Genomic DNA, 25,845 nt, shown 5'->3' with positions numbered 1-25,845 from the left:
TCCCTCAACTCGCTTTGGGCACGAACGCACCCGGCGGAATGTTGCCCTCGACATAGGCGTGCTGGAGTGCGTCGAGCTGCACCCACAGCACGTTGGTCTTGAAGATCAGGGCGTTGCACACTTGCGCGCGTTGCTCCGGCGTCGTCGCATGCGCCTTGACGTAGTCGAGCGCGAAGCCGGCATCGCGCGGCGCCTGCGTCAGCCGCCGCTTGAAATAGCTCATGATGTCGGGATTGACGAAGTCGTAATGCTGCAACATGCCGGCGATGCGCTCTTCATGGATGCTCGGCGCGAACAGCTCGGTGAGCGAGGAGGCGATCGCCTCGAGCGGGCTCTTCTCGCGGCAGTAGTGGACGTAGGCCTCGACCGCGAAGCGCGTCGCCGGCAAGATGCCCTCGGTCGACTCGACATACGCCGTGTCGAGCCCGAGGCCTTCAGTCAGCTTGATCCAGCGCTCGATGCCGCCCTCAGAGCCGACATCGCCGTCATGGTCCTCGATGCGGTGGCGCCATTCCAGGCGCGTGGCGCGGTCGCGAAAGCGCGAGATCACCACCGCGTCCTTGATCGGGATGGTGCTCTGGTAATAGTAGCGATTCAGCGCCCAGGCCTGCACCTGGCCCTTGTTCAGCTTGCCGCCGTGCAAGAGCTTATGGAACGGGTGCAGGCTGTGATAGCGCGTGGCGCCGATGTGGCGCAGCGTCGCCTCGAGCTCTTCGGCCGAGTTGAGCCTGATGTCCTTGCCGATCGAGAGCGCAGTCATTCCAGTCATGGACGCGGCATTCACAGCACGATCTCCGTTCCGTCGGCGGGAATCTGCCACCCCGCTTGTTCAGCAGTCTTGCGTTCAGCCGAGGCAGGCAGCAGCGCCGGGTTCGAGTTGTTGATATGCAGAAATATCTTTCTGTCGAGATTGAGATCGGCCAGCCGCGCGATCGCGCCGTCGTCGCCGGACATCGCGACATGCCCCATGCTCTTGCCGGTTTTGTGGCCGAGGCCGCACCTGATCATCTCGTCGTCCTGCCAGACCGTGCCGTCGAAGAACACCAGCGCGGCGCCGTCGATCTCGGTCTTGAGCGCATCGGTCACCTCGGCGCAGGCGGCGATGAAATAGAAGCATTTGCCGGTCGATTTGTCGGTGATCTTCAGGCCCAGCGTATCGCCGTCGCCGCTCTCGCCGCCGGGATGCGCCTTGCCTTCCAGATACCAGGCCGACTTGCCCGGCACCGCGAAGGGCAGCACCTCCAGCCCTGAGCGCGCGCCATCGGGTAATCGCGGCTCGAAGGGCTCGCTGATTCCGATCGGCTGGCGCTTGACGTTCTTCTCGTTCAGCACGTTGAAGATGCTGTTGCTGGCGAGGATCGCCAGCACTTTCTCATGGGCATAGACCGTGAAGGGCGAGCCCTCGCGCATCGTGAGCAGGCCTGCGACCGCATCGACTTCGCTGTTGGTCAGGATCACGCCCGCAACAGGCGTATGGCGCAGCGCACCTGCCTTGGGATGGAGTTGCGGCGTGGCATTCAGTTGCTGGCGAAGGTCGGGGGAGGCGTTGATCAGGAACCAGTGCTCGCCATCGCCGCTGAAAGCAACCGAGGCCTGCGTCCGGTGCAACTCATGCCCGCCGCTGCGGGCCGCCCGGCAGCCCTCGCAGCCACAATTCCACTGGGGAACTCCGCCGCCGGCTGCGGCGCCCAGGACGACGACGCGAAGCATGATCCGTCTCCTGGAAGGAACACGCGCGGTGGATCTCAGGCCGACGCGAAAGCCGACACAGATTCTATCTTTCGGAAACGCGTCGTGACCGAAAAATCCACCGGCGCAGAACGCAAGATCGTCAACCGCCTACTTGCGGGTGGCGCTCACATACATGTTGATTTCCATGCCACAGGGCACTTCGACGATCTTCGGGGCTTTCCATGCCATTTTCGGCTCTCCATTTTTGCGAATTCGGACGTATCCGCCCACGCGCTAAATTAGTGCGGGCGGAAAAGTTCGCCAGTGAAATTTTCCCGGACATAGGTAGTAGGCCGGCGGAATTGCTGCACTGCAAAGAGAGCGTATTGCGGCCGTAAAGTTGCGCGAAGGAAGACGCGACACCGCCGATAGGTCGTGATCCCTGTCGGGATAAACCAGTTGTGAGTAGAGAACCGCTTCCAATCGGCTGCAGGCGACCCCATTGGATCAGAGATGCCCAGATATTTCTTCAACACCCGTATCGGCGACGAACTGATCGTGGATCCTGACGGCGAGGATCTGCGCAACCCCGATCGCGCCTGGGAGGTCGCCCGCCAGATGATCCTGGAGGTGGTGAGGTCCGAGGGCGCCCAGCCGGCCCTGCTCGAGGCGGTCATCGAGGTCACCGACGTCGCCGGCGAGATCGTGCTGGAGTTTCCCTTCAGCGAGGCCCTGCTGGACATGCCGGACCAGTCGGCGACGCGGCATTAGCTTCGGCTCTCCTTCACGTCATGGCGGGGAGCCCTTGCGAACGAAAGCAATCGAGACTGTTTCCGCGGAAAGATTCTGGATTGCTTCGCTTCGCTCGCAATGAAGGGGCGTTATCCCTGCGAAATCCGCATGGCTTTGCCGCGTTCCCGGCGCTAAAAGACGCCGGTCACACGGAGCAAGTCATGCAAGATCTCTGGCGCCTGCCGGCCGCCGACCTCGCGACCCTCGTCAAATCCAGGAAAGTGTCCGCCCGGGAGGCGGCCAAGGCCGGCCTGGACCGCCTGGACGCCGTCAATCCCAAGCTCAACGCCGTGATCGACCACCGGCCCGACGACGTGCTCAAGCAGGCCGACGCCGTCGATGCCGCGATCGCCAGGGGCGAGGACCCCGGCTTGCTCGCCGGCGTGCCCGTCACCATCAAGGCCAATGTCGACCAGGAGGGCTTTGCCACCACCAACGGCCTGAAACTCCAGCGCGACCTGATCGCGCGCGAGGACAATCCGGTGGTCGCCAATTTCCGCAAGGCCGGCGCCGTCCTGCTTGGCCGCACCAATTGCCCGGCTTTCTCCTACCGCTGGTTCACCACCAACCTCGTCCATGGCGACACCAAGAATCCGCGCGATGCGTCGCTGACGCCGGGCGGCTCGTCCGGCGGCGCCGGTTCGGCGGTCGCGGCCGGTATCGGCCATATCGCCCATGGCACCGATATCGCGGGCTCGATCCGCTATCCCGCCTATGCCTGCGGCGTGCATGGCCTGCGCCCGACGCTCGGCCGCATCCCCGCCTTCAATCCGGCGCTGCCGGAGCGTCCGATCGGGCCGCAGATCATGGCGGTCTCGGGACCGCTGGCCCGCACCGTGAATGACCTGCGCATTTCGCTCGCCGCGATGTCTGCGCGCGACGTGCGCGATCCCTGGTATGTGCCGGTGCCGCTGGAAGGCCCCGTGCGGCCGAAGCGCGCCGCGCTCTGCCTCAGCCCCGATGGCCTCGCGACCACGCCTGAGGTGAAAGCCGCCGTGACCGACGCCGGCAAGCGGCTTGAGCGCGCCGGCTGGACCGTCGAGACAATCGAGAACACCCCGCCGATGCGCGAGGCCGTCGAGTGGCAGCGTAAACTCTGGCTCGGCGATGCCTATGACGCGCAACTCGCAATGGCCGAGCGCGAGGGCGATCCCGGCGCATTGGCGTGCCTGCGCGGCAACCGCGCCAAGGTCACGCCGATGGACCAGGCGAATTACGCGATGGCGCTGACCCGCCGCGCCACGTTGACGCGTGACTGGATGCTGTTCTTCGAGAAATATGCCGTCGTGCTGACGCCGGTCTCCGGCGAGTTGCCGTTCCCCGATCATCTCGACCGCAAGGACGACGCCTCCTTCGAGCGCGTCTGGGAGGCGCAACTGCCGCAGATCGCGACGCCCTTCATGGGCCTCCCCGGCCTCGTGGTTTCGACCGGCCTCGTCGGCAAGACGCCGGTCGGCGTGCACATCGTCTCGGGCCGCTATCGCGAGGATCTGTGCCTGCTCGCAGGCGAGGCGATTGAGGCGGGCGGCGTGCCGCCGTCGCCGATCGATCCCGTGGGTTAGCGATGCCTGAGATTTACGACTTCAAGGCCAATTCGCTTCTCGGAGAAGAAGTGCCGATGCGCCGTTTCGAGGGGCAGGTGCTGCTGATCGTCAACACCGCGAGCAAGTGCGGGTTCACGCCGCAATATCGCGGGCTCGAGGATCTGCATCGCGATCTCTCGCCGCGCGGCTTTTCCGTGCTCGGCTTTCCCTGTAACCAGTTCGGCGCGCAGGAGCCGGGGCAGGCGGCTGATATCCAGGCGTTCTGCTCGACCAATTACGACGTCACCTTTCCGCTGTTCGAGAAGATCGACGTCAACGGCGCCAACGCGCACCCCTTGTATGAGTACCTGAAACGGCAGCAATCCGGACTCTTGGGTGCCTCCATCAAATGGAATTTCACCAAATTCCTGGTGGACCGTGCCGGCAAGGTGATCGCGCGCTACGCGCCGACCGCAAGGCCGGAAGGATTGCGGCAGCAAATCGAGACCCTGTTATGAGCGAGACAATCATGAGCGACGAATTTCCGGACCGCCTGTCGGTCGATCCGAACAGCCCCTATTACAACGCGGACATCCTGGCGCGCGACGTCGGCATCCGCTTCAAGGGCATCGAGAAGACCAATGTCGAGGAGTACTGCATCAGCGAAGGCTGGGTCCGCGTCACCGCCGGCAATGCCAAGGACCGCTACGGCAATCCGCTGACCATCAAGGTGCACGGGCCGGTCGAGCCGTATTTCAGGGATAAGAAATAAGCCTTCGTCATTCCGGGGCGATGCGAAGCATCGAACCCGGAATCTCGAGATTGCGGGTTCGCGCTAACGCGCACCCCGGAATGACGACAAGAGAAAGCCACGCCCATGTCCGTCCGCATCGTCGACGTCCGTGAGATCACCAAGCCGATCTCGTCCCCGATCCGCAACGCCTATATCGACTTCACCAAGATGACGACGAGCCTCGTCGCCGTCGTCACGGATGTCGTGCGCGACGGCAAGCGCGTCGTCGGCTACGGCTTCAACTCCAACGGCCGCTACGGCCAAGGCGGCCTGATCCGCGAGCGCTTTGCCTCGCGCATCACGGAGGCCGATCCGAAGTCGCTGCTCAACGCTTCCGGCGACAATCTCGACCCCGACAAGGTCTGGGGCGCGATGATGACCAATGAGAAGCCGGGCGGCCATGGCGAGCGCTCGGTTGCGGTCGGCACCATCGACATGGCGGTGTGGGACGCAGTGGCGAAGATCGCCGGCAAACCGCTGTTCCGCCTGCTCGCCGAGCGTCACGGCGTCAAAGCCAATCCGCGTGTGTTCGTCTACGCCGCCGGCGGCTACTACTATCCCGGCAAGGATCTTTCGATGCTGCGCGGCGAGATGCGCGGCTATCTCGATCGCGGCTACAATGTCGTGAAGATGAAGATCGGCGGCGCGTCGATTGAAGAGGACCGCACCCGCATCGAGGCGGTGCTGAAGGAGATCGGCAAGGACGCGCAGCTCGCTGTCGATGCCAACGGCCGCTTCAACCTGGAGACCGGTATCGCCTACGCAAAGATGCTGCGCGACTATCCGCTGTTCTGGTACGAGGAGGTCGGCGATCCCCTCGACTACGCGCTGCAGGCCGCGCTCGCCGAATTCTATCCCGGCCCGATGGCCACAGGCGAAAACCTCTTCAGCCACCAGGACGCTCGCAACCTGATCCGCTACGGCGGCATGCGCCCCGACCGCGACTGGCTGCAGTTCGACTGCGCACTGTCCTACGGCCTGTGCGAATATCAGCGCACGCTCGACGTGCTGAAAACCCACGGCTGGTCGCCGAGCCGTTGCATCCCGCATGGCGGCCACCAGATGTCGCTGAACATCGCCGCCGGCCTCGGTCTCGGCGGCAACGAAAGCTACCCGGATCTATTCCAGCCCTACGGCGGCTTCCCCGACGGCGTGCGCGTCGAGAACGGCCACATCACCATGCCCGATCTCGCCGGCATCGGCTTCGAAGGCAAGTCCGACCTCTACAAGGAAATGAAGGCGCTGGCGGAGTAGGCTGGGTGCGCGTTGATGCACGACGGCCGCGCCACGTACTCGGTGTCGTTCCCGCGAACGCGGGACCCATAACCCCAGGGAGGAGTTATGGGACGCGCCGGTCACTCCGAGTCTTCGCCAAACCAAATCCTGTGGTTATGGGTCCCGGATCTGCGCTTCGCTTGTCCGGGACGACAGTTGAGTTCGCATCGCAGCCGCCACCCGTGCCACCACGATCGGCTGCCGCGCTCCATACATCAGCGACCGCCACAGCCATTCGAGCGGGCCGTATCGGTAGTGGCGCAGCCACCAGGCGCTCAGCAGCACCTGCGCGGCGTAGACAGCGATGCCGATAGCGAGGGCCTGGGTGATGCCGAGTTGCCCGAACCGGCCGAGGCCGTAACCGTAAAAGATCCAGCCGAAGATGACGGATTGCGCGACGTAGTTGGTGAAGGCCATCCGTCCCAGCGGCGCGGCCCAGCCGAGCAGCTTCTTGCCGCGCTCGAAATGGGCGATGCCGAGAACGGCGGCGCCATAGCCCAGCGCCAGCAGGACGGTGCCGAGCGGCTCGCTGCCACGATAAAGCAGGCCAGCGCCGAGGGCGATCGCGGCAAGCGCGATGATGAACAGGGCGCGGGCATTTTGCATAACGCCGCTGCGCCAGGCCAGCGCACCCAGAAGGAACAGCCCGATCGTGCGCAGGAAGATGAAGGCGTGAAGCGAGGCGATGAGCGGAATTTCGCGCAGACGAAATGCAAGCACGTCGAGAAAGCCGCCCGTCGCATAGATGCGATTGGCATCCATGACGTCCCGCCAGATCACGGTCCTGCTCGGAAACAACCCGACCGGCGGAAAAGCCTGCATCGCCAGATACAGCGCCAGAAACACCAGCACGGCGAGAGCGAGCAACCAGCGCGGGCCAGACAGGAACGGCAGCACGATGAACCCGGCAAGCGCGTATTCGGTGAGGATGTCGCCGTTCCAGATCAGGCACAAGTGAATGACGCCGAACCCCAGCAGCGCGGCAAGCCGGCGGACGAGCAGGGCAGTGCGGCGCGCGCTCGCAAGCCGGTCGAACTGAATGGCAAGGCCTACGCCGAACAGCAGCGAGAATAGCGCGAACGCCTTGAGCTCGACGGCAGTTGTCAGGATCGCTTCGATGGCACGATCGATTGGTGAGGCCAGCGTTCTGGGACCAAGAAACTGGTCGAAGATCGAGACGCGAAACTCCATCGCGAGGTTGATGGCCATGACGCCGAACAGGGCGATCCCCCGCAGCACGTCGATGGCATCGATCCGCTCCGAGGGATTTGTCGGATGGGGAGGCGCGGCGCGATCGGAAGTCATTGCGATATGAGTCCCAATAGCGCCCTGGCTATTCTCGCTCCTACGACAACCGCATATCCAGCAACCGGCGTCCTTCGCCTTTGAGCAGCTTCTTCACCGCGCTGGACGCCACGACCTCGCCGTCATTGGCGTAGGCCTCGTGGTTCTTCTCGATGTCGTCGAGGCGGTAGAGATAGTTCACCATCACGCCGGCGGACTCGCGCACGCCCTTGGGCGAGAGGTCGCCGAGCCAGTTGATGCGCTCGAGGCGGGCGCCGTTGCCGAGATGGAAGCGGGCGACGGAATCGATCAGGCGGCCCTTCGACGTGCGTGCCTTCAGGAAGTAATGCGCGGCGAGCGGCTCGATCACGCCGCGCAGCTGCGCCGTCGTTTCAGGGTTCTCGAACCATTTGGGATCGTCGAGACGTTTCAGGATCTCACGGTCCTCGTCCGACAGCGACAGATCCTTGTCCTGCTTTACCCATGGCATGAAGCCCGGCACCGGCGACAGCGTCACGAAGGTGTCGAGCTTCGGCGTCTCGCGGCGCAGCTCTTCGACCACCTGCTTGATCAGGAAGCTGCCGAAGGAGATGCCGCCGAGACCGCGCTGGGTGTTGGAGATCGAGTAGAACACGGCGGTGCGCGCCCTTTCGATCGACAAGTGCTGGCGATCGACCGCCAGCAGCGGCGCGATCGCGCCTGGAATCGTCTCGGTCAACGCCACCTCGACGAAGATCAAGGGCTCGTCCACCATCGCCGGGTGGAAGAAGGCGTAGCAGCGGCGGTCGACCGGATCGATGCGGCGACGCAGATCGTCCCAGTCGCTGATCTCGTGCACGGCTTCATAGCGGATGATCTTTTCGAGGATGTTGGCCGGGGTCGACCAGTCAATCCGGCGCAGCACGAGAAACCCCCTGTTGAACCACGACGAGAGAAGATGCGAGACGTCGCGATCGAGCGCGGCGAGATCGGTGTGTCCGTTCATCATGTCGAGCAGGTCGGCCCGCATGGCGACGAGATCGCCGGTGCCGCCCGGCGCGCGGTTGAGGCGGCGGATCAGTTCCTGCCGCCGAGGTTCCGAGGCGAAATGCAGCGAGCTTCCGTCCTCATCACTCGGATTGGCGCGCCATTTCTCGATCGCCCTGGTCAGACGCTCATGGTCGGGGCCGAAATCGCGCACCAGTCCTTCGAAGAAGGCGCGGCGTCCCGCCGCATCCAGTTCCTGGTAGATGTCGAGCACCTCGCGCGCCATCGCGGTGCCGGAGGCCTCGCCTCGGCCCGACAGCAGCGCGCCGCACAGCTCGATCAGTCCGTCGGCATCCTGCTTGGTGTCGGGGCCGTCCCCCCGGCGCAGCAGCGTGCGGCCGCGCTCGGAAATTGTGGCGAGCAGGTCGGAGAAGAAGGCATTGGCCATCTGGGCTTTTCGAATTCGGGTTTGTGCGGTGCGGAAGCTTACACGGGATTTAGGCGGATGCCGATCACAATCAAGCAGGGGAATTTTGTATCTTTAGGGGTACTATGCATCCCGCGGCACGCTGTCATGCGCCGCGTGGGCGTTGATGGAGCGGGGGTGTGCTCACCCCAAGCAAGCTGTCATGCGCCCGCGAAGGCGGGGCATCCAGTGCTCCGCAGCGTCTCGGTCCATCACTGCTGTCTCGGAGTACTGGATCGCCCCGCGGGCGATGACACCGAATGTGAGACGACGGCAACGATCCCGTGGATGGGGCGGGGTAGGCGGCAGCTGCGGCCGCCTCATGTCTTCCCTGCAAACTCCGTCGGCGTCCGCCCCGTCACCTGGCGGAACGCGGCCGAGAACGCCGGCACGCTGGCATAGCCGAGTTGCGTGGCGAGCTGCTTCACCGACACGCTCGCATCCGTCGACAACCGCTGGATCGCCGCTGCAATCCTGGCGCGCTGGCACCAGCTCTTGAAGCTCAGCTGCGTCTCGGTGGAGAACAGCCGCGACAGCGTGCGTGCGGAGGTTCCGACCTCGCGTGCCAATATGTCGATGTCGTGGAGCCCGGTGGGATCGTCGAGCACGATCATCGCGGCGCGGCGGCAGCGCGGTTCGTGCGGCAGCGGCACGAAGGTCGCGGAATCCTCGGCCTGATGCAGTTCCAGCATTACCAGGCGCACCAACAGCTCGGTGCGCTCCTCGGTGTTGCGCGCCTCGAACAGAGCGAGAATCGCCTGGTTGAGCAGCGGCGACACCCGCACGACGAATTCCCTGGTCAACGCTTTTAGTCGCTGCTCGCGCTTGAGCCAGGCGAGGTCGAAATACAGCGTGCGCATCTCGATGTCGGCGAGCAGGTCGATGGCATGTTCGAGCCCGGCCGGCACCCAGACCGCGCGATCCGGCGGCACCAGCCAGCGCCCCTCCGGCGTCGTCACCTGCATTGTGCCTTTCGCGGCATAGATCAGCTGCGCCTCGCGGTGCATGTGCGGATCGATCCGCAGACCCTTCGGATAGTCGCGCGCCACCAGGTGCACGCCCGCGGTGGAGCGGTGGTTGCCCCGGACTTCCCGCAGGATTGGCGTTTCGACGACAGTCATTGGCAACATCCCGTCATTCGCTCGACATATAACTCATTTCGGAGCAGGAGAGGATTCCGAATGAACAGCCCCAGCCGGGTCATCAGTTTCGTCAATGCCGGCCATTTCATCGACCATTATGCGATGCTGATCTTCGCCGCCGCCGTGATCATCATGGGACCGGCGCTCGGGATGGCCTATTCGGAGCTGCTTCCTTACGCGACCCCCGGTTTCATCGCCTTCGGCGCCGGCTCGCTGCTTACCGGATGGTTAGGGGACCGCTGGAGCCGCCGCCACATGATGCTGATCTTCTTCATCGGCATCGGCGCCTCCATGATCTCGGTCGGCTTCGTGCAGACACAGGTCCAGCTCGGTGCCGCGCTGCTCGCGATCGGCGTGTTCGCCTCGATCTATCACCCTGTTGGGACCGCGATGATCGTGTCCTATGCCGCCCGGCTCGGCCGCGAGATGGGCATCAACGGCGTCTGGGGCAATCTCGGCGTCGCCTCGTCCGCGCTGGTCACCGGCGTGATCGGGCAATATCTCGGCTGGCGCTTTGCCTTCATCATTCCCGGCCTCGTCACCATCCTGACCGGCATCGCCTTCGCGATGCTGGTCGTGCACGAGGACCGCAAGGGCTCCAGGCAGGCGGCTGCGCAAGCGCGCGTGGCGAAGCAGGACATGTGGCGCGTCGTGCTGTCGCTGCTGATCGTAGTGATTGCCATCTCCACCACGTTCAACGCCGTCACCGTCGCGCTGCCGAAGCTGTTCGCGGAGCGTCTCGCAGACCTGACGAAAAGCCCGGCGCTGCTCGGCGTCATCGCGGCCTGCGTCTACGTGTTCGGCGCGATGACGCAGTACACGATCGGCCGGCTGCTCGACCGCTATTCGCTGAAGACGGTGGCGCTGCCGCTGTCCTTCATGCTGGCGCCGTTTCTGTATCTGGCCGCGAGCTTGAACAATCTGCCGCTGATATTGGTGTCCATCGGCATCGTCATGGGCGCGTTCGGGCAGGTCACGGTGAACGATGCCATGGTCGGCAAATACACCAGCGAGGAATGGCGCTCGCGCGCCTATGCCGTGCGCTATTTCATCGGCTTCACCGCAGCCGGCGCATCGGTCGGCCTAGTGGCTTGGCTCTACGAGCAGGGCGGCTTCGTCACCATGCTGCACGCCTTCGCCGGCCTCTGCCTGCTCGCGATCGCGGCCGCGATCATCCTGCCGCGCGAGATCCGGACGCCGGCGGCGGCGTGAGGGAAGGCATGGCGGCAGGTACCGGCCCTGCTAGGCCACCTGCCGAACCAAATCCTGCGGCACGGCCAGGCATGACCTGACGCAGGCCTGGGCCAGGATGTCGGTGGGGTCCAGCAATGCCGCGCTCACGTCGCGGTCCAGCGCGGCGAGTGCGAGGGGAATTTCCGTGCAGGCCATGGCGATGTGCGAACAGCCCCTGGCCGCGAGCGCTTCTGCTTCTCTTCCTAGGATCACGGCAGCCTCGTCGGTGCATCCTGCTTTCACCAGGCGGATCGCGCGCATGACCTCCGCTTGCGCCTTCGCATCGGGCACCACGCACGCATAGCCCCGTTCGGCAAGACGCTGCTGGTAGATTCCGGCGCGGACCGTGCCGTCCGTCGCAAGCAGGCCGATGGCTGGGCTCATCCGCTGCTCCGCAAGCGCGTCGGCGACGGCGTCGACGATGTGGATGATCGGCACTGACGTCTTGGCCTGGAGCGCACCGTGCCAATGGTGCGCCGTGTTGCAAGGGATCGCGAACCGGGTCGCGCCCGACAGCTCGAGCCGGCGCAGGGCATTCAGCATGGCGGGGAAGGGATCAGAGCCCTGGCCGAGAATGGCGGCCGTGCGATCGGGCACATCAGTCGCCGAGCACACGACCATCTGGATGTGGTCCTGGTCGCACGATGCCGGGGTGTTCCGGATCACCTTGCCCATGAAATCCACGGTCGCCATCGGGCCCATGCCGCCCAGAATGCCAAGCATCGTTGTCTCCTTGTCGCAGCCACGATGCACGGTCGCTTCAGGCAAATCCAATGCCTGTTCAGAACGGCATATGCGACTTCTACATAGTTTTGGGGGCGGCCGATTGAGCGGCGTTCCAGACCTTTTCCACGATGGGCCGGGTTCGCCGCGCACTTCGATAGAGCCGGACTTCCAGCGGAATCTCCGGTCCGACCATGGTGAGGCTGCCCTCGTCCAATTCCCGGGCAACGAGGCTGCGCGGCAGCCACGCCAGGCCGTAGCCCTCCAGCGCCATGAACTTGAGCCCCTCGGCCATGGCGTTCTCGTTGGTGTGGGTCACGTGCGCGGGCGGCGAGCCGGCCTGGGCCTGCGCGAAGGTGGCGACCCGCCCCAGGAACGAGTTCGCGGCGTAGCTGAGCAGGGGCAGGGAAGCCGCATCGTTCGTCGCCAAATTTGTGCTGCGGACGGCGACGAAACTGTCCATGCCGACGACGATATGCGGATAAAGCTCGGGCTCGAGCAGGATCGCCACGTTGGCGTGATGGAAGGTGAGCAGGAAGTCGTAGCTCCCTTCGACGAGCGCCTGCAGGCAGCTGTGAAAATCGTCGGGCAGCAACCGGCTGCCGATGGGTCCGACGTCCTTCTCGATGGTCCGGAACCACCGCGGGAAAAAATGCAGCGACAGGGTATGCAGGGCCGCGATCGAGACGATCTGCGTGCTCGGCCGCTTGCTGGCCTGAAGCGCGAGACGGCTTGCATGGAGCATGCGAACCGTCTCCTCCGCAGTCTCCAGGAATTCGCGCCCTTCGGCGGTCAGCGTGGTCGGATAGTTGCTGCGGTCAACGAGGGACACGCCGAGCCAAAGCTCCAGCGCCTGGATTCTGCGGCTGAACGCAGATTGCGTCACGTGCCGCTCGTCCGCGGCGCGTGAGAAGCTGCGGGTTCGCGCGAGGCTGAGAAAATCTTCCAGCCATTTCAACTCCATCGTGTCCGCTCCGGTCTTCGCCTGCGCCCCCAGATTGGAGGGTTCGCCCCGGGAAGATGCCCGCTTATCCCAGCGAAATCTATGCAAAATCGGAATAGAGCTTGCCGGCATAACATTGGACGGCCCTCCATCTCCGAGCGCATGCATCCCCTTGCGGCGGGAAGCCTCAAACGCATCGGCGCGAGGCTCTCGACCGGCAACACTGTCTCCGAACAACGGAGCCGACCAGCGGGAGATGACGTGCGGACGGAACATGATCTGCTTGGCGAGCGCGAAGTGTCCCTCGAGGCCTATTACGGGGTCCATACGCTGCGCGCCGTCGAAAACTTCCCGATCAGCGGGATCGCGATTTCAGCCTATCCCGAGTTGATCGGCGCGCTCGCTGCCATCAAGCAGGCGGCCGCCCTGTCCAACATGGAGCTCGGTCTTCTCGATCAGCGGCGCGGGCGGGCGATCGTGGCGGCCTGCGAGGAATTGCGCGCCGGCCGGCTTCACGATCAGTTCGTGGTGGACGTCATCCAGGGCGGCGCCGGCACCTCCACCAACATGAACGCCAATGAGGTGATCGCAAACCGGGCGCTGGAGCTTCTCGGCCATGTCAGGGGCGAGTACGCCTCGCTCCACCCGAACGAGCACGTCAACATGAGCCAAAGCACCAATGACGTGTACCCCACGGCGTTGAAGATCGCGACGTCTCATGGCCTTCAAAATCTCGTCATGGCGATGGATGTCCTGCGGCTCGCTTTTGCGCGCAAGGCCGAGGAATTCAAGGACGTCCTGAAAATGGGCCGTACCCAGCTGCAGGACGCGGTGCCGATGACGCTGGGGCAGGAGTTCAACACCTATGCCGTGATGATCGGCGAGGATCAGGACCGCCTGCGCGAAGCAGGGCTGCTGATTCACGAGATCAACATGGGCGCGACCGCCATCGGCACCGGCATCAACGCGCATCCGGATTATGCGCGCCTCGTCTGCCGCTATCTGAATGCGATCACCGGCTTGCCGCTGGTGACCGCCCCGGACCTGGTCGAGGCGACGCAGGATTGCGGCGCGTTCGTTCAGATCTCGGGCGTGCTGAAGCGCGTCGCGGTCAAGATCTCAAAGATCTGCAACGACCTGCGGCTGCTCTCGAGCGGACCGCGGGCCGGGTTCGGCGAGATCAACCTTCCGGCCGTCCAGGCCGGCTCCTCGATCATGCCCGGCAAGGTCAACCCGGTGATCCCCGAGGTCGTGAACCAGGTCGCCTTCGAGGTGATCGGCAACGACATCACGGTGACGATGGCCGCCGAAGCCGGCCAATTGCAGCTCAATGCGTTCGAGCCGATCATCGCGCACAGCCTGTTCAAGAGCATCAGCCATCTCGCGCAGGCATGCCTGACGTTGGAGCGGAGCTGCGTCGCGGGCATTACGGCCAATCGTGAGCGCCTTCGGGCCGATGTCGAGAACTCGATCGGCCTCGTGACGGCGCTCAATCCCTATATCGGTTACGCCGCCGCGACGGCCGTCGCCGTGGAGGCGCATGCATCCGGTCGCGGCGTTGCCGAGCTCGTGCGCGAGCGGGGGCTGCTCACCGAAGCCACGCTTGCGGCGATCCTGAAGCCCGAAATGCTGACGCAGCCGCAAAGCCTTGCCGCCGTGGATCATGACGGCCGCCAGCCACAGCCGATCTGCTGAAGCGATCAGCAAAACTGCGCCACCCGCCGATTGCGCCGCGGGGCGTGGCCCAGTTGTCGTGAACCTGCGCGCCCAAGGGAGGAAATAGAGAAATGACAATGAATGCCGACAATTCACCTGCGCGGTCCAACCGCCTCACCAATGCTCTCGTCGTCAGCCTTCTGCTCGGTATCCTGGCGGGCTACGCCTGTCATGAGCTGGCACCGACGCCGGAGACCGCGAAGACCATTTCCGGCTATTTCTCGATCGTCACCGACGTGTTCCTGCGCATGATCAAGATGATCATCGCGCCGCTCGTCTTCGCCACGATCGTCTCAGGGATCACCAGCCTCGGCTCCGAAGGCGGCGCGGTCGGCCGCATTGCCGCCAGGGCCATGGGCTGGTTCGTCTCGGCCTCACTCGTGTCTCTCGGCCTCGGCATGATCTTTGCGAACCTGTTCGCGCCGGGTCACGGTTTGCAGCTGCCGCTTCCCAGTGCGGATGCCACCAACACCTTGCAGACCGCCGGCTTCAATCTGAAGGACTTCATCACCCACGTGTTTCCAACCAGCATCGCCCAGGCCATGTCGACGAACGAGATCTTGCAGATCCTGGTCTTCGCCGTGTTCTTCGGGCTCGCGCTCAGCAGGCTGAAGACGAGCCATGCCAGGACCATCGCGGCGTCCATCGATGAGCTGGTGCATATCATGCTGCAAATCACGAATTTCGTGATGAAGTTCGCGCCGCTCGGCGTGTTCGCGGCGATTGCGGCGGTGATTACCACGCAGGGACTTGGCGTTCTCCTGACCTACGGCAAGTTCATCGCGACCTTCTATTTCAGCCTCGCGGTGCTTTGGACTGTCCTCGTTCTCGTGGGGCTGGTGGCCCTCGGGCGGCCCGTTCTTCATCTCATCGGCCTGCTGCGCCAGCCGATGCTGCTCGCGTTCTCGACGGCGAGCAGCGAAGCCGCGTACCCCAAGATGATCGAGCAATTGACGAAGTTCGGCGTCAGCGAGCGCATCTCGGGCTTCGTGCTGCCTCTGGGTTACTCGTTCAACCTGGACGGCTCGATGATGTACCAGGCCTTTGCCGCTTTGTTCATCGCCCAGGCCTACGGCATCGAGCTCAGCTTCACGCAGCAGCTCGTCATGCTGCTGGTGATGATGGTCACCAGCAAGGGCATCGCCGGCGTGCCGCGCGCCGGGCTCGTGGTCGTTGCCGCGACCCTGCCGATGTTCAACCTGCCGGTGGGCGGCATGCTTCTCATCATGGGCATCGACCAGTTCCTGGACATGGGGCGGACCATGACCAACGTCATCGGCAACGGCATTGCCACGGCTACCGTGGCGAAGTGGGAAGACAAGCGAGGATTGGCCGAAGAGGGATCGCCCGAGACCGCGGTGCCGGCCGTCGCCGTCGCCGGCGCGGCGGGCGGATGAGCCGGTTGGTCCGCCCCTTCTCGAGAAAATAACACGCGTGATCCAAAGGCCCCGGGAGATGTCCCGGGGCCTTTGAGCTCATATTGCACGGCCAGATGAGAGCACCATCAGGCTGGTGGAAGGCTGCGCGCTCAACGTTTCGGGTTGCGCCCGCGGATATGGTCAAAACCTTGCTTGATTGCGGCAAAGCGCGCTTCGACGATCGGCTCAAATTCGAGGTCGGTGAAGATATAAGGCCAGTCGTTTTCGACGCCTTCGCGGACGAGTTCACCGACATAGAGGGGATCGATGCCCTGAGTGACGCGTTCGCGGATGAGATTGATCCGCTCGGCAATCGGGCCCGACGTCGGCGGGGCACGGACCTCCCCCTCGAAGCGTTTGGGGAGGTTGCGGCTTGAGTTCATGATGTGCGTGCGGATGAACCCGGGGCACAGCACCGACACCCCGATCCCGCGGGGCGCGAGTTCCTGCCGCAAGCCCTCGGACAGCGCGACAACGCCATACTTTGAAACATTGTATGCAGTGCTCCCCCCTGAAATGAGGCCGGCGATCGAGGCCGTGGAGACGATATGTCCACCCTCGCCATGCTGCTCGATCAACGGCCCGAAGATCTCGATCCCCCAAATAGTCGCCATCAGGTTGACGCCCAGGGTCCAATTCCACGACGCTTCGGTCCAGGTGCCATAGGGCCCGCCGCCGCCGACGCCCGCATTGTTGACGAGGATGTGCACCTTGCCGTAGCGGGCGGTCGTGGCTTCGGCGGCTGCCACGAGTTCGGCCTTGAGTGAGACGTCGGCTCTCACGCCCTCGACATCGACGTTGGTAAGCCTGAGTTGCTTGAGCGCCGCGGACAGAGCCTCTTCTTCAATATCGCAAAGCATCACTTTCGCGCCGGCCTGGGCGAAAGCGGTCGCGATCCCCAGGCCAATGCCTGACGCTGCACCGGTCACGAACGCAGTCTTTCCAGCGAGTTCTTTCACGCGCATTCTCCTCCGGCAAGCCGAGCCTCTTGCACCAAAACGTCAAGTTGTCCCGGACGGCATATGACCGCACTTTCGAGCGATTTGGAAGCCTGCCGGATGTTCGCGTCTGGCCCTTCGCGTCATTTGCTGGGCCGACAAGGGTGGTCGCTCTCGGAAGCGCGGCGGAATTGGTCAATTCATGAGCGCGCGTCCCATTTCCCATTTGTCGCTCGGACCGTTGTCGCGGCCCTTCGTTCCGGCCGGCATGACCATCTCGCTTCGATGCAAGATGCGACTGGCCGATGCAAATTTCGCATAACATTTTGCCGATGGCATCGCGTTCGACGCTGTCAGTGAAAGTCCTCGTCAAGCTTTCGGCTGCAAGCTTCAGCATTCATTGCAAGGGCAAGGGATTTCGCATGAAGAAGACCAAGATCGCGTGGCGGCTGGGCATGCTCACGCTTGGCAGTGTTCTGGCGATGATGGTTCTCGTTGGCGTGTCCCTGGTCCAGCTGCGCGACCAGATGGAGGCTGAGAGGACACGGGCGCTGCGCGGCGCCGTGGATGTGGTCGCATCGCAGATCGCAGCCTTTCAGCAAGAGGTGTTGTCGGGCCGCATGAGCCGCGACGAGATGGTTGCGAGGATCAGGGAGATCGTCGCGAAATCGCGATATGACGGCAACAACTATTTCTTCGTCTACGATTGGGACGGGCTCAATCTCGCCGATGGCGGCACCCCCGAGAACGTCGGGAAGAACCTGATCGACAAGGGCGATGTCAATGGGCACTTGTTCCGGCGCGAAATCGTCGACCTCGCGCATGGCGCCGGTGCCGGGACCGTCACTTACTACTTTCCCCGCAGCGGCCAACCGGAGCCGCTGCGCAAAAGGGCCTTCGTCAGGGCGCTTCCGGACCTCAAATTGATGGTCATCAGTGGCATGTACGTCGACGATCTCGACGAGTCGTTCAAGGCGGCAGCTCTGCGGCTCGGTGGTCTTGCCTTGCTCGTCGTGCTCATGAGCGTTGCGTTTGCGGTTCTGATCGCTGGTACGATCTCCCGGCCGCTGCGGCGTCTCGAGGAGCGTCTGCGCCAGATCGTGTCGGGTGAGATCGAAGGCAACATTCCGGGGCTGGATCGGCGCGACGAGATCGGGGCCATGGCCGCGGCGGTCGCCGTCTTGCGTGACCATTCGGCCGACCGGTTGTCGCTTCAGGCGTCGCAGGCGAAGCTCAAGATGCAGGCAGAAAGCGAGCTGAAGGACGTTCTCTCGCGCGCCACCTCATCTTTCGAGGAGTCGGTCGTCGGCTCGGTGGATGAGGTCGTTGAGGCGGCCCGACAGATCGCCGATGCGATCCAGGAATTGGAGCGGTTCAACGCAGACAATTTGTCGTGCAGCCGCACGGCGTCGGCGTCCGCAGAGGACATCGCCGGCAGCGTGCAGACCATGGCCGCAGGGGTCGAGCAGCTCGATGCCTCCACCCGCAACATCAACGGGCGGGCCCAGGAAGCAAGCCAGGTGGCGGATATCGCCAGCGGCCGCGCGACCCAGGCCGGATTGATGGTCGAGAGCATGGTGCAGGCGGCGACAAAGATAGGAAGCGTCGTGGAATTGATCAGCGATATCGCCGGCCAGACCAATCTGCTGGCGCTGAATGCGACCATCGAGGCGGCGCGGGCGGGCGAGGCCGGCCGCGGCTTTGCGGTGGTGGCGGCGGAGGTCAAGACGCTTGCAACGCAGACCGCGAGAGCGACTGAGGACATCTCCTCGCAGGTGCTCGGCATCCAGTCGGCGACGCAGGCGGCGGCAAGTGAAATCGCTGCGATCGTCGACGTCATCAGGGACATCAGAGAGCAGAGCGCGACGATTGCCAGGGAGGTTCAGGAGCAGAGCGGCGCCACGAGCGACATCAATCGCGCGGCTCGGAGCGCCGCCGAAGGGGCCGAGCATCTCCAGAAGTCGGTCGAGGATGTCTGTTCGAAGGCCGTCATGGGGCAGTCGATTGCCCAGGGCGCAGGCACGCGCGCGGAGGCGCTGCGCAGCAGATTTGGCGATTTGAACGAAGCGGCGTTGGGATTCGTCCGGAGGCTTCAGGCCCTGCAGTCGGCGGCGTAAAGCTCTCGCCAACCTTGTAGGATGGGTTGAGCTCTTGCGAAACCCATCGCCTCACGGGCGGCGCCTGAGCAAATCGTTGGTGCGACCGGATCAAGCGGCGAGGTTTTTGGGGGGGGGGTCGCTTCGCTCTACTACGCGCTGGCCTATTCAACTTCGTGGCCCCAGTTGAGTTTTCGAGTGGTGCAATGCAGGGTTACGGGCGGCCTGTGTCCAATTGACGCATCTGCCGGATTGTCGTGAAATGCGGGCTCTACTCAAAAATGTGGAGACCAAAATGCATTTCGCTCGCTTTATTTTATCCGCCACCTTGCTTCTGCTGACCTTTGGTTTCGTCTCGCCAGTCCATTCGCAAAACAACAAGCCGATAGTTTCAGGAACCTTCTACGAGGACCGCGCTTCGTCCTTCATCAGCGGTAACACCCTCGTTTTGACTTTCGCTCAGGCGCCGACCAACAAGTTCCTTAACGTCACCAATGTCTCGTGCGACGTCTACGTGACCAACGGCCAAATAATAAATTCTATGGACCTGTTTGTCGGGACAACTCCCGGACAGAACGACCTTGGTAGGATTTATTCCATCAAGGGCAGCGCGACCTCGGAAACACTCAACACCGGAAAATACTACTCCATCGTCACGAACCAGATTTACTACAAGATGGGACCCGGCCGGTACCCCTCGATCGAGATCGGCACAGTATCGAACAACTTATTTTCGGTCAGCGCAAACTGCGTCATCGTGGGAAATCTAACGGACAATTGAGCGGACGTTGGGGAGGCTGCCTCGGTTGGCGGCCTCTCGATCTAAAATGCCAATTCTTGGTCCTTCGCGTCATTTGCTGGGCCGGCAAGGGTGGTCGCTATCGGAGCGAAGCGGACGTGAGTCAAAATTCATGAGTCCGCGCGCCCTCGTTCCTGTTCGTCGCGCGAGGCGCAGCCGCCGCTTTCGTTGCAGCTGACATGGTCATCGCGCTTCGATGCAAGTTGCGACTGGCCGATGCAAATGACGCGGTCAGGGTTTGTTGCGGTGGGGGTCTCCGCGTCGGGATTGCTAGGGATAGCGGAGGAGATCCCTGCGTGGTGCGAGCCCGCACCCGCCGCGCTCTGCGAGCGCGCCGGCCTCTCCTGCAGGCGGGAGAGGCGGCGCCAGCTCGCGGACAAACCTCGTGAAGTCCATATGAAATGGCCCTGACGCGACCATCGGGAACCCGCCCCGCCTCCCGCGGGTTCTAACCCCTGTGGCCCGGCACTTTGCCGGGCGGCAAACGGGGGAAGACACCTGCATGCAGTGGAGCCTGCTCCGACCGGTCGGCCTTGTCCCCGCGGTGCTTGTCCTCACCACCATTGCGGCCGGCGCCGAGGGCGGCAAATCGGCTGGCCCATCCGAATTCCTGCTGGTGGCGCAGATCGTGCTGCTGATCGCGGTCGGCCGCGGGCTCGGCGAGATCATGCAACGGATCGGCCAGCCCTCGGTGATCGGCGAACTGCTCGCCGGAATCATCCTCGGGCCGTCGCTGTTCGGCTGGATCTGGCCGGAGGCGCAAGCCGCGATCTTCCCCAAGACACCCGAGCAGAAGGCGATGATCGACGGCATCGCCCAGTTCGGCATCCTGCTGCTGCTCCTGCTCACGGGCATGGAGACCGACCTCAAGCTGGTGAGGAAGGTCGGCAAGGCCGCGATCGCGATTTCGGTTGCCGGCATCCTGGTGCCCTTCGCCTGCGGCTTTGCGCTCGGCGAATTCCTCCCCGATGCGCTGCTGCCGAAGCCGGAGCAGCGGCTCGTCGCGTCGCTGTTCATGGGCACGGCGCTGTCGATCTCCTCGGTGAAGATCGTCGCCGTGGTGGTGCGCGAGATGAATTTCATGCGCCGCAATGTCGGCCAGATCATCGTCGCGACGGCCGTGATCGACGACACCATCGGCTGGATCATCATCGCCGTCATCTTCAGCCTGGCGTCGCAAGGAGCGCTAGATGTCGCGTCCGTCGCGCAGGCCGTGCTGGGCACGCTTGCCTTCCTCGTGATCAGCTTCACCATCGGCCGCCGGCTGGTGTTTCAGCTCATCCGCTGGGCCAACGACAACCTTGTCAGCACCGCGGCGGTCATCACCGTGATCCTGCTGTTGATGGGCGTGATGGCGCTGATCACGCATGCGATCGGTGTCCACACCGTGCTCGGCGCCTTCGTCGCGGGCATTCTGGTCGGGGAGTCGCCGATCCTGACGCGGCAGATCGACGAGCGCCTGCGCGGCCTGATCTCGAGCTTCTTCATGCCGGTGTTCTTCGGGCTCGCCGGCCTCAGCGCCGATCTGTCGGTGCTGCGCGATCCCAGGCTTCTCATGCTCACCGGCCTCCTGGTCGTGATCGCCAGCGCCGGCAAGTTCGGCGGCGCCTTCGTCGGTGGCACCGTGGGCGGCTTGAGCACGCGGGAGTCGCTGGCACTGGCGAGCGGCATGAATGCGCGCGGCTCGACCGAGGTCATCATCGCCACCATCGGCCTCTCCATCGGCGTGCTCAGCCAGAACCTGTTCACGATGATCGTGACCATGGCAATCGTGACCACGATGGCGATGCCGCCGATGCTGCGCGCGGCGCTGGCCAGGCTGCCGATGAACAAGGACGAGAAGGAGCGGCTGGACCGGGAAGAATTCGAGAAGCGCGGCTTCGTCGCCAATCTCGAACGTCCCTTGCTCGCAGTCGACGAGAGCGTCAACGCCACCTTCGCCGCGCACATCGCAGGCCTGATCGCCGGCATGCGCGGCTTTCCCGTCACCGTGCTGCATATCGGCAACCGCGCCATGGAGCAGGAGCAGAGCCGCGACGAGACGGAGAGCCACGAAGCCGTGGTGAAGAAGGCGGCCGAAACGGTATCGGCCAACGGAGACGGCGATGCCGGCAGCGTCGATGTCGTCACCCGTGCCAGGCGCGCCGAGCTCGGCGAGACCATCATTGAGGAGGCGCGCAAGGGCTTTGATCTCCTCGTCGTCGGTGTCGACGGGGTTGCTGCGACCAAGGATCGGTTCGATCGGAAGATCGAGGACATTGCTGCGACGTTCGAAGGGCCGCTCGCGATCGTGGCGGCCAAGGGCAAGCATCTGAAGCAGCCGATGCCGGAAGGGCTCAACATCCTCGTTCCCGTCTCCGGCAGCAGCGTTTCCAAGCGCGGCGCCGAGGTCGCGGTCGCGCTGACACAGGCCGGATCAGGCTCGCTGCGCGTGATCTATGTGGCGACGACGCGGGACAAGGGCGCCCAGCGCGGCGCCTCGCGCGGGCTCAGCCAGGAGGCCGGTATCCTCAAGGACGCCAGCGACCTCGCCGCCCGCTACGATGTCGACATCACCACGACCCTGCGCGTGAACCGGGCGCCGGAAGCTGCGATCCTGCGCGAGATCGACACTACGGATGTCGATCTCGTCGTCTTGGGCGTCGATCGCATCCAGGCCGATCATCTCTCCTTCGGCGGCGTGGCTGACGCCGTGCTGCGGCAATCGAAGGTGTCGGTGCTGCTGGTGTCGAGCGGTGAGGCGCGGCAGGCGCCAAGCGAGAAGGGTTAGGGGAGAGGGCGCGGCGCCTCACGCATGCCACCAATGATGCCATTATGCCGGTGTTTTGCCCGACGGAGCAAGTAATTTCGGTATAGTCGAACTTTCGCGAGATTTATCAACCCCATCCCTACTGTGCATGGGGTTGTTTCAAGATTTCACCTCCACGGCCGCTTTCGTCTTCGGCGTCTTCTTCGACGCGCGCCAGTTCTCGAAGCGCTGCACCACCACGAAGAAGGCCGGCACGAACAGCACCGCGAGGCAGGTCGAGGCCAGCATGCCCGAGAACACGGTGATGCCGATCGACTTGCGCGCGCTGGCGCCGGCGCCGGTCGCGATCACCAGCGGCACCACGCCGAGGATGAAGGCGAACGAGGTCATCAGGATCGGGCGGAAGCGGGCGCGCGCCGCCTCGATCGCGGATTCAATGACCGGCTTGCCGTCGCGGCCGTGCAGCTCGAGCCCGACCTCGACGATCAGGATCGCGTTCTTGGCCGACAGCGCGATCAGGAGGATCAGGCCGATCTGGCAGTAGAGGTTGTTGTCGATCTTGAGGCCGGAGAGGATCAGCATCGGCCCGAGCAGCGACAGCGGCACGGCCAGGATCACCGAGATCGGCGCGTACCAGCTTTCGTACTGACCGGCGAGCACGAGATAGACCAGCAGCATGGCGAGGCCGAATACCCAGTAGATCTGATTCGAAACCGCCTTCTCCTGGTACGACATCGCAGTCCACTCATAGCCGGTGCCCGGCGGCAGCGTCTTGTCCGCGATATCCTCCATCAGCTTCAGCGATTGGCCGGAAGAGTAGCCCTGCGCCGGCAGGCCGATGACGGTCGAGGAGGGATAGAGGTTGTAGAGGCTGATCAGCGAGGGGCCGGTGGCCGGCGTGATGGTGGCGACGGTGCCGATCGGGATCATGTCGCCGTTCGAGTTGCGCACCATCATGTTGGCGATGTCGCGCTCGGTGACGCGGAAGGCAGGATCGGCCTGCGTATAGACCTGGAACACGCGACCGAATTTGTTGAACTGGTTGACGTAGGACGAGCCGAGATAGGTCGACAGCGCCGCGAACACCTGGTCGGTCGTCACATGCAGGGTCTGGGTCTTGATGCGGTCGATCTCGACGTTGAATTGCGGCACCGACGAGCGGAACGAGGACTGCACGCGCTGCAGCGCGCTCTGGCTCTGGCCGTTGCTGACCATCGCCCCCGTGATCGCCTGCAGCTTGGCGAAATCGCTGTTGCCATCGCGGAGCTCGACCTGCATCGAGAAGCCGGCGGCATTGCCGATGCCCTGAATCGGCGGCGGCGGCAGCACCAGCGTGCGCGCCTCCATGATATCAGCGACCTTGTCGTTGAGCCCGTAGACCAGCGAGCGCAGATCCTCGCCTTTGCCGCGCGCATCCCAGTCCTTCAGGATGATGTAGGCGACGCCGGCATTGGCGAGGCTCGCGCTGTTGTCGAGCGCGGAGATTCCGGCGATGGTGATGACCTGCTGGACGCCCGGCGTCTGCTTGATGATGTCGGCGGCCTTGTCGAGCACCTTCTGGGTCCGCTCGAGCGAGGCGCCGTCGGGCAGTTGCACGGCGGCGATCAGATAGCCCTGATCCTCGATCGGCAGGAAGCCGGTCGGCACCCGCGACAGGCCGTAGCCGCTGAGCCCGATCACGACAAGCGCGAACGCGACCGAGATCGTCGCGTGCTTCACCAGGAACGTGATCAGCCGCGTGTAGCCGCGCTCGACCCGGTTATAGACAGCGTTGAAGCCGCGGTAGAAGAAATTGCGCTGCTCCGGCGGCACGGTCGGTCGCAGCCACAGCGCGCATTGGGTCGGCTTCAGCGTCGCCGCGTTGATGGCGGACAGCAGCGCGGTCGCCGCGATCACCAGTGCGAATTGCGAATAGATCCGCCCGGTGAGGCCGGCGAGGAACGAGGCCGGCAAGAACACCGAGATCAGCACCAGCGTGATGCCGACGATCGGCGCGAACAGCTGGTCCATGGCGCTTATCGCGGCGTCGTGGCCGTTCATGCCCTTCTCGATATTGTGGGCTGCACCTTCCACCACGACGATGGCGTCGTCGACGACGATGCCGATCGCGAGCACGATCGCAAACAGCGTCGACATGTTGATGGTGAAGCCGAGCGCCGCCATCGCCGCGAAGGCGCCGATGATGGTGACGGGCACCGTGGTCGCCGGCACCAGCATCGCGCGCCAGTCCTGCAGGAACACCAGGATCACGACCAGCACCAGCAGGCCGGCCTCGATCAGGGTCATGTAGACCTCGTGCACCGAGGCGTTCACGAATTTGGTGGTGTCGAACGGCGTGTCGTACTTGATGCCTTCCGGAAAGCGCTTGGCGAGCTCCACCATCTTCTTCTCGACGGCCTGTTCCACCTCGAGGGCGTTGGCGCCGGGCGACTGGAACACGCCGATTCCGGTGGCCGGCTGCTTGTTCAGCGAGAAGATCTGGCTGTAGGTCTGCGCGCCGAGCTCGACCGAACCGACGTCGCGCACGCGCGTGACGTCGCCGCTGGTGCCTGTCTTGACGATGATGTTCTCGAACTGGCTGGTGTCGTCGAGCCGGCCATTGACGTTGAGCGTGTACTGGAACGCCTGGCCCGGCGGCGTCGGCGGCGCGCCGACCTGTCCGGCCGAAACCTGCTGGCTCTGCTGCTGGATCGCGTTGATGACGTCTTGCGGCACAAGGCCGCGGACCTGGAGCTTGTTGGGATCGAGCCAGACCCGCATCGAGTACTGGCCGGCCCCGAACACCGTGACGTTGCCGACGCCGGGCAGGCGCGAGAGTTCGTCGCGGATGTTGATGGTGGCGTAGTTGCTCAAGTAGAGGCTGTCGAAGGTCTTGTCCGGCGAGGTTAGCGTCACGAACAGCAGGATCGAGGTCGATCGCTTCTGCACGGTGACGCCCTGGTTCTGCACGGCGGACGGCAGCTGCGACAGCGCGCTGGAGACGCGGTTCTGCACCAGCACCTGCGCGAAGTTGAGGTCGGTGCCGATCTTGAAGGTCACCGTCAGCGTATAGGTACCGTCGGAGCCGCTGTAGGACTGCATGTAGAGCATGTCCTCGACGCCGTTGACCTGCTGCTCGATCGGCAGCGCCACGGTGTCGATCACGGTCTTGGCGCTGGCGCCGGGATAGCGCGTCGTCACCTGTACCGTCGGCGGCACCACATCGGGATATTGCGCGACCGCGAGATTGAACAGCGCGACGCCGCCGATCAGGATCATCAGGAGCGCGATGACGTTCGAGAGGACCGGCCGCTCGATGAAGAATTTTGAGATCATGAC

The 25,845-nt window shown here is 64.0% G+C and carries 21 protein-coding genes; 11 read left to right on the top strand and 10 right to left on the bottom strand.

Annotated features, from left to right (window positions below; translation table 11 throughout):
• Nucleotides 1-4: 4 nt before the first annotated feature.
• The 3 genes from pqqC to pqqA form a co-directional block, all read right to left on the bottom strand.
• Nucleotides 5-760, bottom strand: coding sequence for a pyrroloquinoline-quinone synthase PqqC (gene pqqC / locus JQ587_RS25295; RefSeq protein ID WP_249149402.1), 756 nt, complete (start codon nt 758-760; stop codon nt 5-7).
• A gap of 20 nt (nt 761-780) precedes the next feature.
• Complete coding sequence (gene pqqB / locus JQ587_RS25290; protein ID WP_212299041.1) at nt 781-1,710, bottom strand: pyrroloquinoline quinone biosynthesis protein PqqB; 930 nt, start codon at nt 1,708-1,710, stop codon at nt 781-783.
• Nucleotides 1,711-1,839: 129 nt separating this feature from the next.
• Nucleotides 1,840-1,920, bottom strand: a complete 81-nt coding sequence (gene pqqA / locus JQ587_RS25285) for a pyrroloquinoline quinone precursor peptide PqqA (protein WP_007595659.1) — start codon at nt 1,918-1,920, stop codon at nt 1,840-1,842.
• 264 nt (nt 1,921-2,184) lie between these two features.
• Here pqqA and JQ587_RS25280 point away from each other — a divergent pair, with 264 nt between their 5' ends.
• From JQ587_RS25280 to tarD, 5 genes are all read left to right on the top strand, one after another.
• The gene (locus tag JQ587_RS25280) at nt 2,185-2,442 is read left to right on the top strand and encodes a DUF6894 family protein (protein ID WP_212299040.1); all 258 of its coding nucleotides are present in this window, start codon (nt 2,185-2,187) and stop codon (nt 2,440-2,442) included.
• A gap of 182 nt (nt 2,443-2,624) precedes the next feature.
• Nucleotides 2,625-4,025 (top strand): amidase family protein, encoded by a 1,401-nt coding sequence (locus tag JQ587_RS25275; RefSeq protein ID WP_212427081.1) that lies wholly within the window; start codon nt 2,625-2,627, stop codon nt 4,023-4,025.
• A 2-nt stretch (nt 4,026-4,027) separates the two neighbouring features.
• Nucleotides 4,028-4,504 (top strand): glutathione peroxidase, encoded by a 477-nt coding sequence (locus JQ587_RS25270; protein WP_212427080.1) that lies wholly within the window; start codon nt 4,028-4,030, stop codon nt 4,502-4,504.
• Nucleotides 4,501-4,758, top strand: a complete 258-nt coding sequence (locus tag JQ587_RS25265; RefSeq protein WP_027548492.1) for a DUF3297 family protein — start codon at nt 4,501-4,503, stop codon at nt 4,756-4,758. Before JQ587_RS25270 ends, JQ587_RS25265 begins: the two co-directional genes overlap by 4 nt.
• A gap of 105 nt (nt 4,759-4,863) precedes the next feature.
• A complete protein-coding gene (gene tarD / locus JQ587_RS25260) occupies nt 4,864-6,033 on the top strand; it encodes a D(-)-tartrate dehydratase (RefSeq protein ID WP_212427079.1) in 1,170 nt (389 codons plus the stop codon).
• 135 nt (nt 6,034-6,168) lie between these two features.
• On the opposite strand, the gene JQ587_RS25255 is transcribed toward tarD, so the two are convergent.
• The 3 genes from JQ587_RS25255 to JQ587_RS25245 form a co-directional block, all read right to left on the bottom strand.
• The gene (locus tag JQ587_RS25255; protein WP_212427078.1) at nt 6,169-7,359 is read right to left on the bottom strand and encodes a DUF418 domain-containing protein; all 1,191 of its coding nucleotides are present in this window, start codon (nt 7,357-7,359) and stop codon (nt 6,169-6,171) included.
• A 40-nt stretch (nt 7,360-7,399) separates the two neighbouring features.
• Nucleotides 7,400-8,752 (bottom strand): malonyl-CoA decarboxylase, encoded by a 1,353-nt coding sequence (locus tag JQ587_RS25250; RefSeq protein WP_212427077.1) that lies wholly within the window; start codon nt 8,750-8,752, stop codon nt 7,400-7,402.
• A 338-nt stretch (nt 8,753-9,090) separates the two neighbouring features.
• The gene (locus JQ587_RS25245; protein WP_212299034.1) at nt 9,091-9,891 is read right to left on the bottom strand and encodes an AraC family transcriptional regulator; all 801 of its coding nucleotides are present in this window, start codon (nt 9,889-9,891) and stop codon (nt 9,091-9,093) included.
• A 60-nt stretch (nt 9,892-9,951) separates the two neighbouring features.
• Here JQ587_RS25245 and JQ587_RS25240 point away from each other — a divergent pair, with 60 nt between their 5' ends.
• The gene (locus JQ587_RS25240) at nt 9,952-11,124 is read left to right on the top strand and encodes an MFS transporter (RefSeq protein ID WP_212427076.1); all 1,173 of its coding nucleotides are present in this window, start codon (nt 9,952-9,954) and stop codon (nt 11,122-11,124) included.
• A 30-nt stretch (nt 11,125-11,154) separates the two neighbouring features.
• Here the strand turns inward: JQ587_RS25240 and cuyB are convergent, their stop codons facing one another.
• Entirely contained in the window at nt 11,155-11,868 is a 714-nt protein-coding gene (gene cuyB, locus JQ587_RS25235; protein WP_212427075.1) for a cysteate racemase, read from the bottom strand.
• 79 nt (nt 11,869-11,947) lie between these two features.
• Nucleotides 11,948-12,832, bottom strand: a complete 885-nt coding sequence (locus JQ587_RS25230) for a LysR family transcriptional regulator (protein WP_212299031.1) — start codon at nt 12,830-12,832, stop codon at nt 11,948-11,950.
• A gap of 240 nt (nt 12,833-13,072) precedes the next feature.
• On the opposite strand from JQ587_RS25230, the gene aspA reads away from it, so the two are divergent.
• Nucleotides 13,073-14,506 (top strand): aspartate ammonia-lyase, encoded by a 1,434-nt coding sequence (gene aspA, locus JQ587_RS25225; protein WP_349629532.1) that lies wholly within the window; start codon nt 13,073-13,075, stop codon nt 14,504-14,506.
• Between the two features lie 98 nt (nt 14,507-14,604).
• Nucleotides 14,605-15,924, top strand: a complete 1,320-nt coding sequence (locus tag JQ587_RS25220) for a dicarboxylate/amino acid:cation symporter (protein ID WP_212427126.1) — start codon at nt 14,605-14,607, stop codon at nt 15,922-15,924.
• Nucleotides 15,925-16,055: 131 nt separating this feature from the next.
• Here the strand turns inward: JQ587_RS25220 and JQ587_RS25215 are convergent, their stop codons facing one another.
• Nucleotides 16,056-16,910, bottom strand: a complete 855-nt coding sequence (locus tag JQ587_RS25215) for an SDR family NAD(P)-dependent oxidoreductase (protein ID WP_249154512.1) — start codon at nt 16,908-16,910, stop codon at nt 16,056-16,058.
• Between the two features lie 395 nt (nt 16,911-17,305).
• Here JQ587_RS25215 and JQ587_RS25210 point away from each other — a divergent pair, with 395 nt between their 5' ends.
• The 3 genes from JQ587_RS25210 (at nt 17,306) to JQ587_RS25200 (ending at nt 22,548) form a co-directional block, all read left to right on the top strand.
• Complete coding sequence (locus tag JQ587_RS25210) at nt 17,306-19,000, top strand: methyl-accepting chemotaxis protein (protein ID WP_212299028.1); 1,695 nt, start codon at nt 17,306-17,308, stop codon at nt 18,998-19,000.
• A gap of 274 nt (nt 19,001-19,274) precedes the next feature.
• Nucleotides 19,275-19,760, top strand: coding sequence for a hypothetical protein (locus tag JQ587_RS25205; protein WP_212299027.1), 486 nt, complete (start codon nt 19,275-19,277; stop codon nt 19,758-19,760).
• A 520-nt stretch (nt 19,761-20,280) separates the two neighbouring features.
• Nucleotides 20,281-22,548 carry a cation:proton antiporter domain-containing protein gene (locus JQ587_RS25200; RefSeq protein ID WP_212427073.1) on the top strand — a complete coding sequence of 756 codons (2,268 nt, stop codon included), beginning with the start codon at nt 20,281-20,283 and terminating at the stop codon, nt 22,546-22,548.
• Between the two features lie 138 nt (nt 22,549-22,686).
• On the opposite strand, the gene JQ587_RS25195 is transcribed toward JQ587_RS25200, so the two are convergent.
• Nucleotides 22,687-25,842 (bottom strand): efflux RND transporter permease subunit, encoded by a 3,156-nt coding sequence (locus tag JQ587_RS25195; RefSeq protein ID WP_212427072.1) that lies wholly within the window; start codon nt 25,840-25,842, stop codon nt 22,687-22,689.
• Nucleotides 25,843-25,845: the final 3 nt, after the last annotated feature.

It is taken from the genome of Bradyrhizobium manausense, from assembly GCF_018130615.1.
GTDB lineage: Bacteria > Pseudomonadota > Alphaproteobacteria > Rhizobiales > Xanthobacteraceae > Bradyrhizobium > Bradyrhizobium manausense_A.
This window is presented reverse-complemented; position numbering and strand designations above follow the sequence as displayed.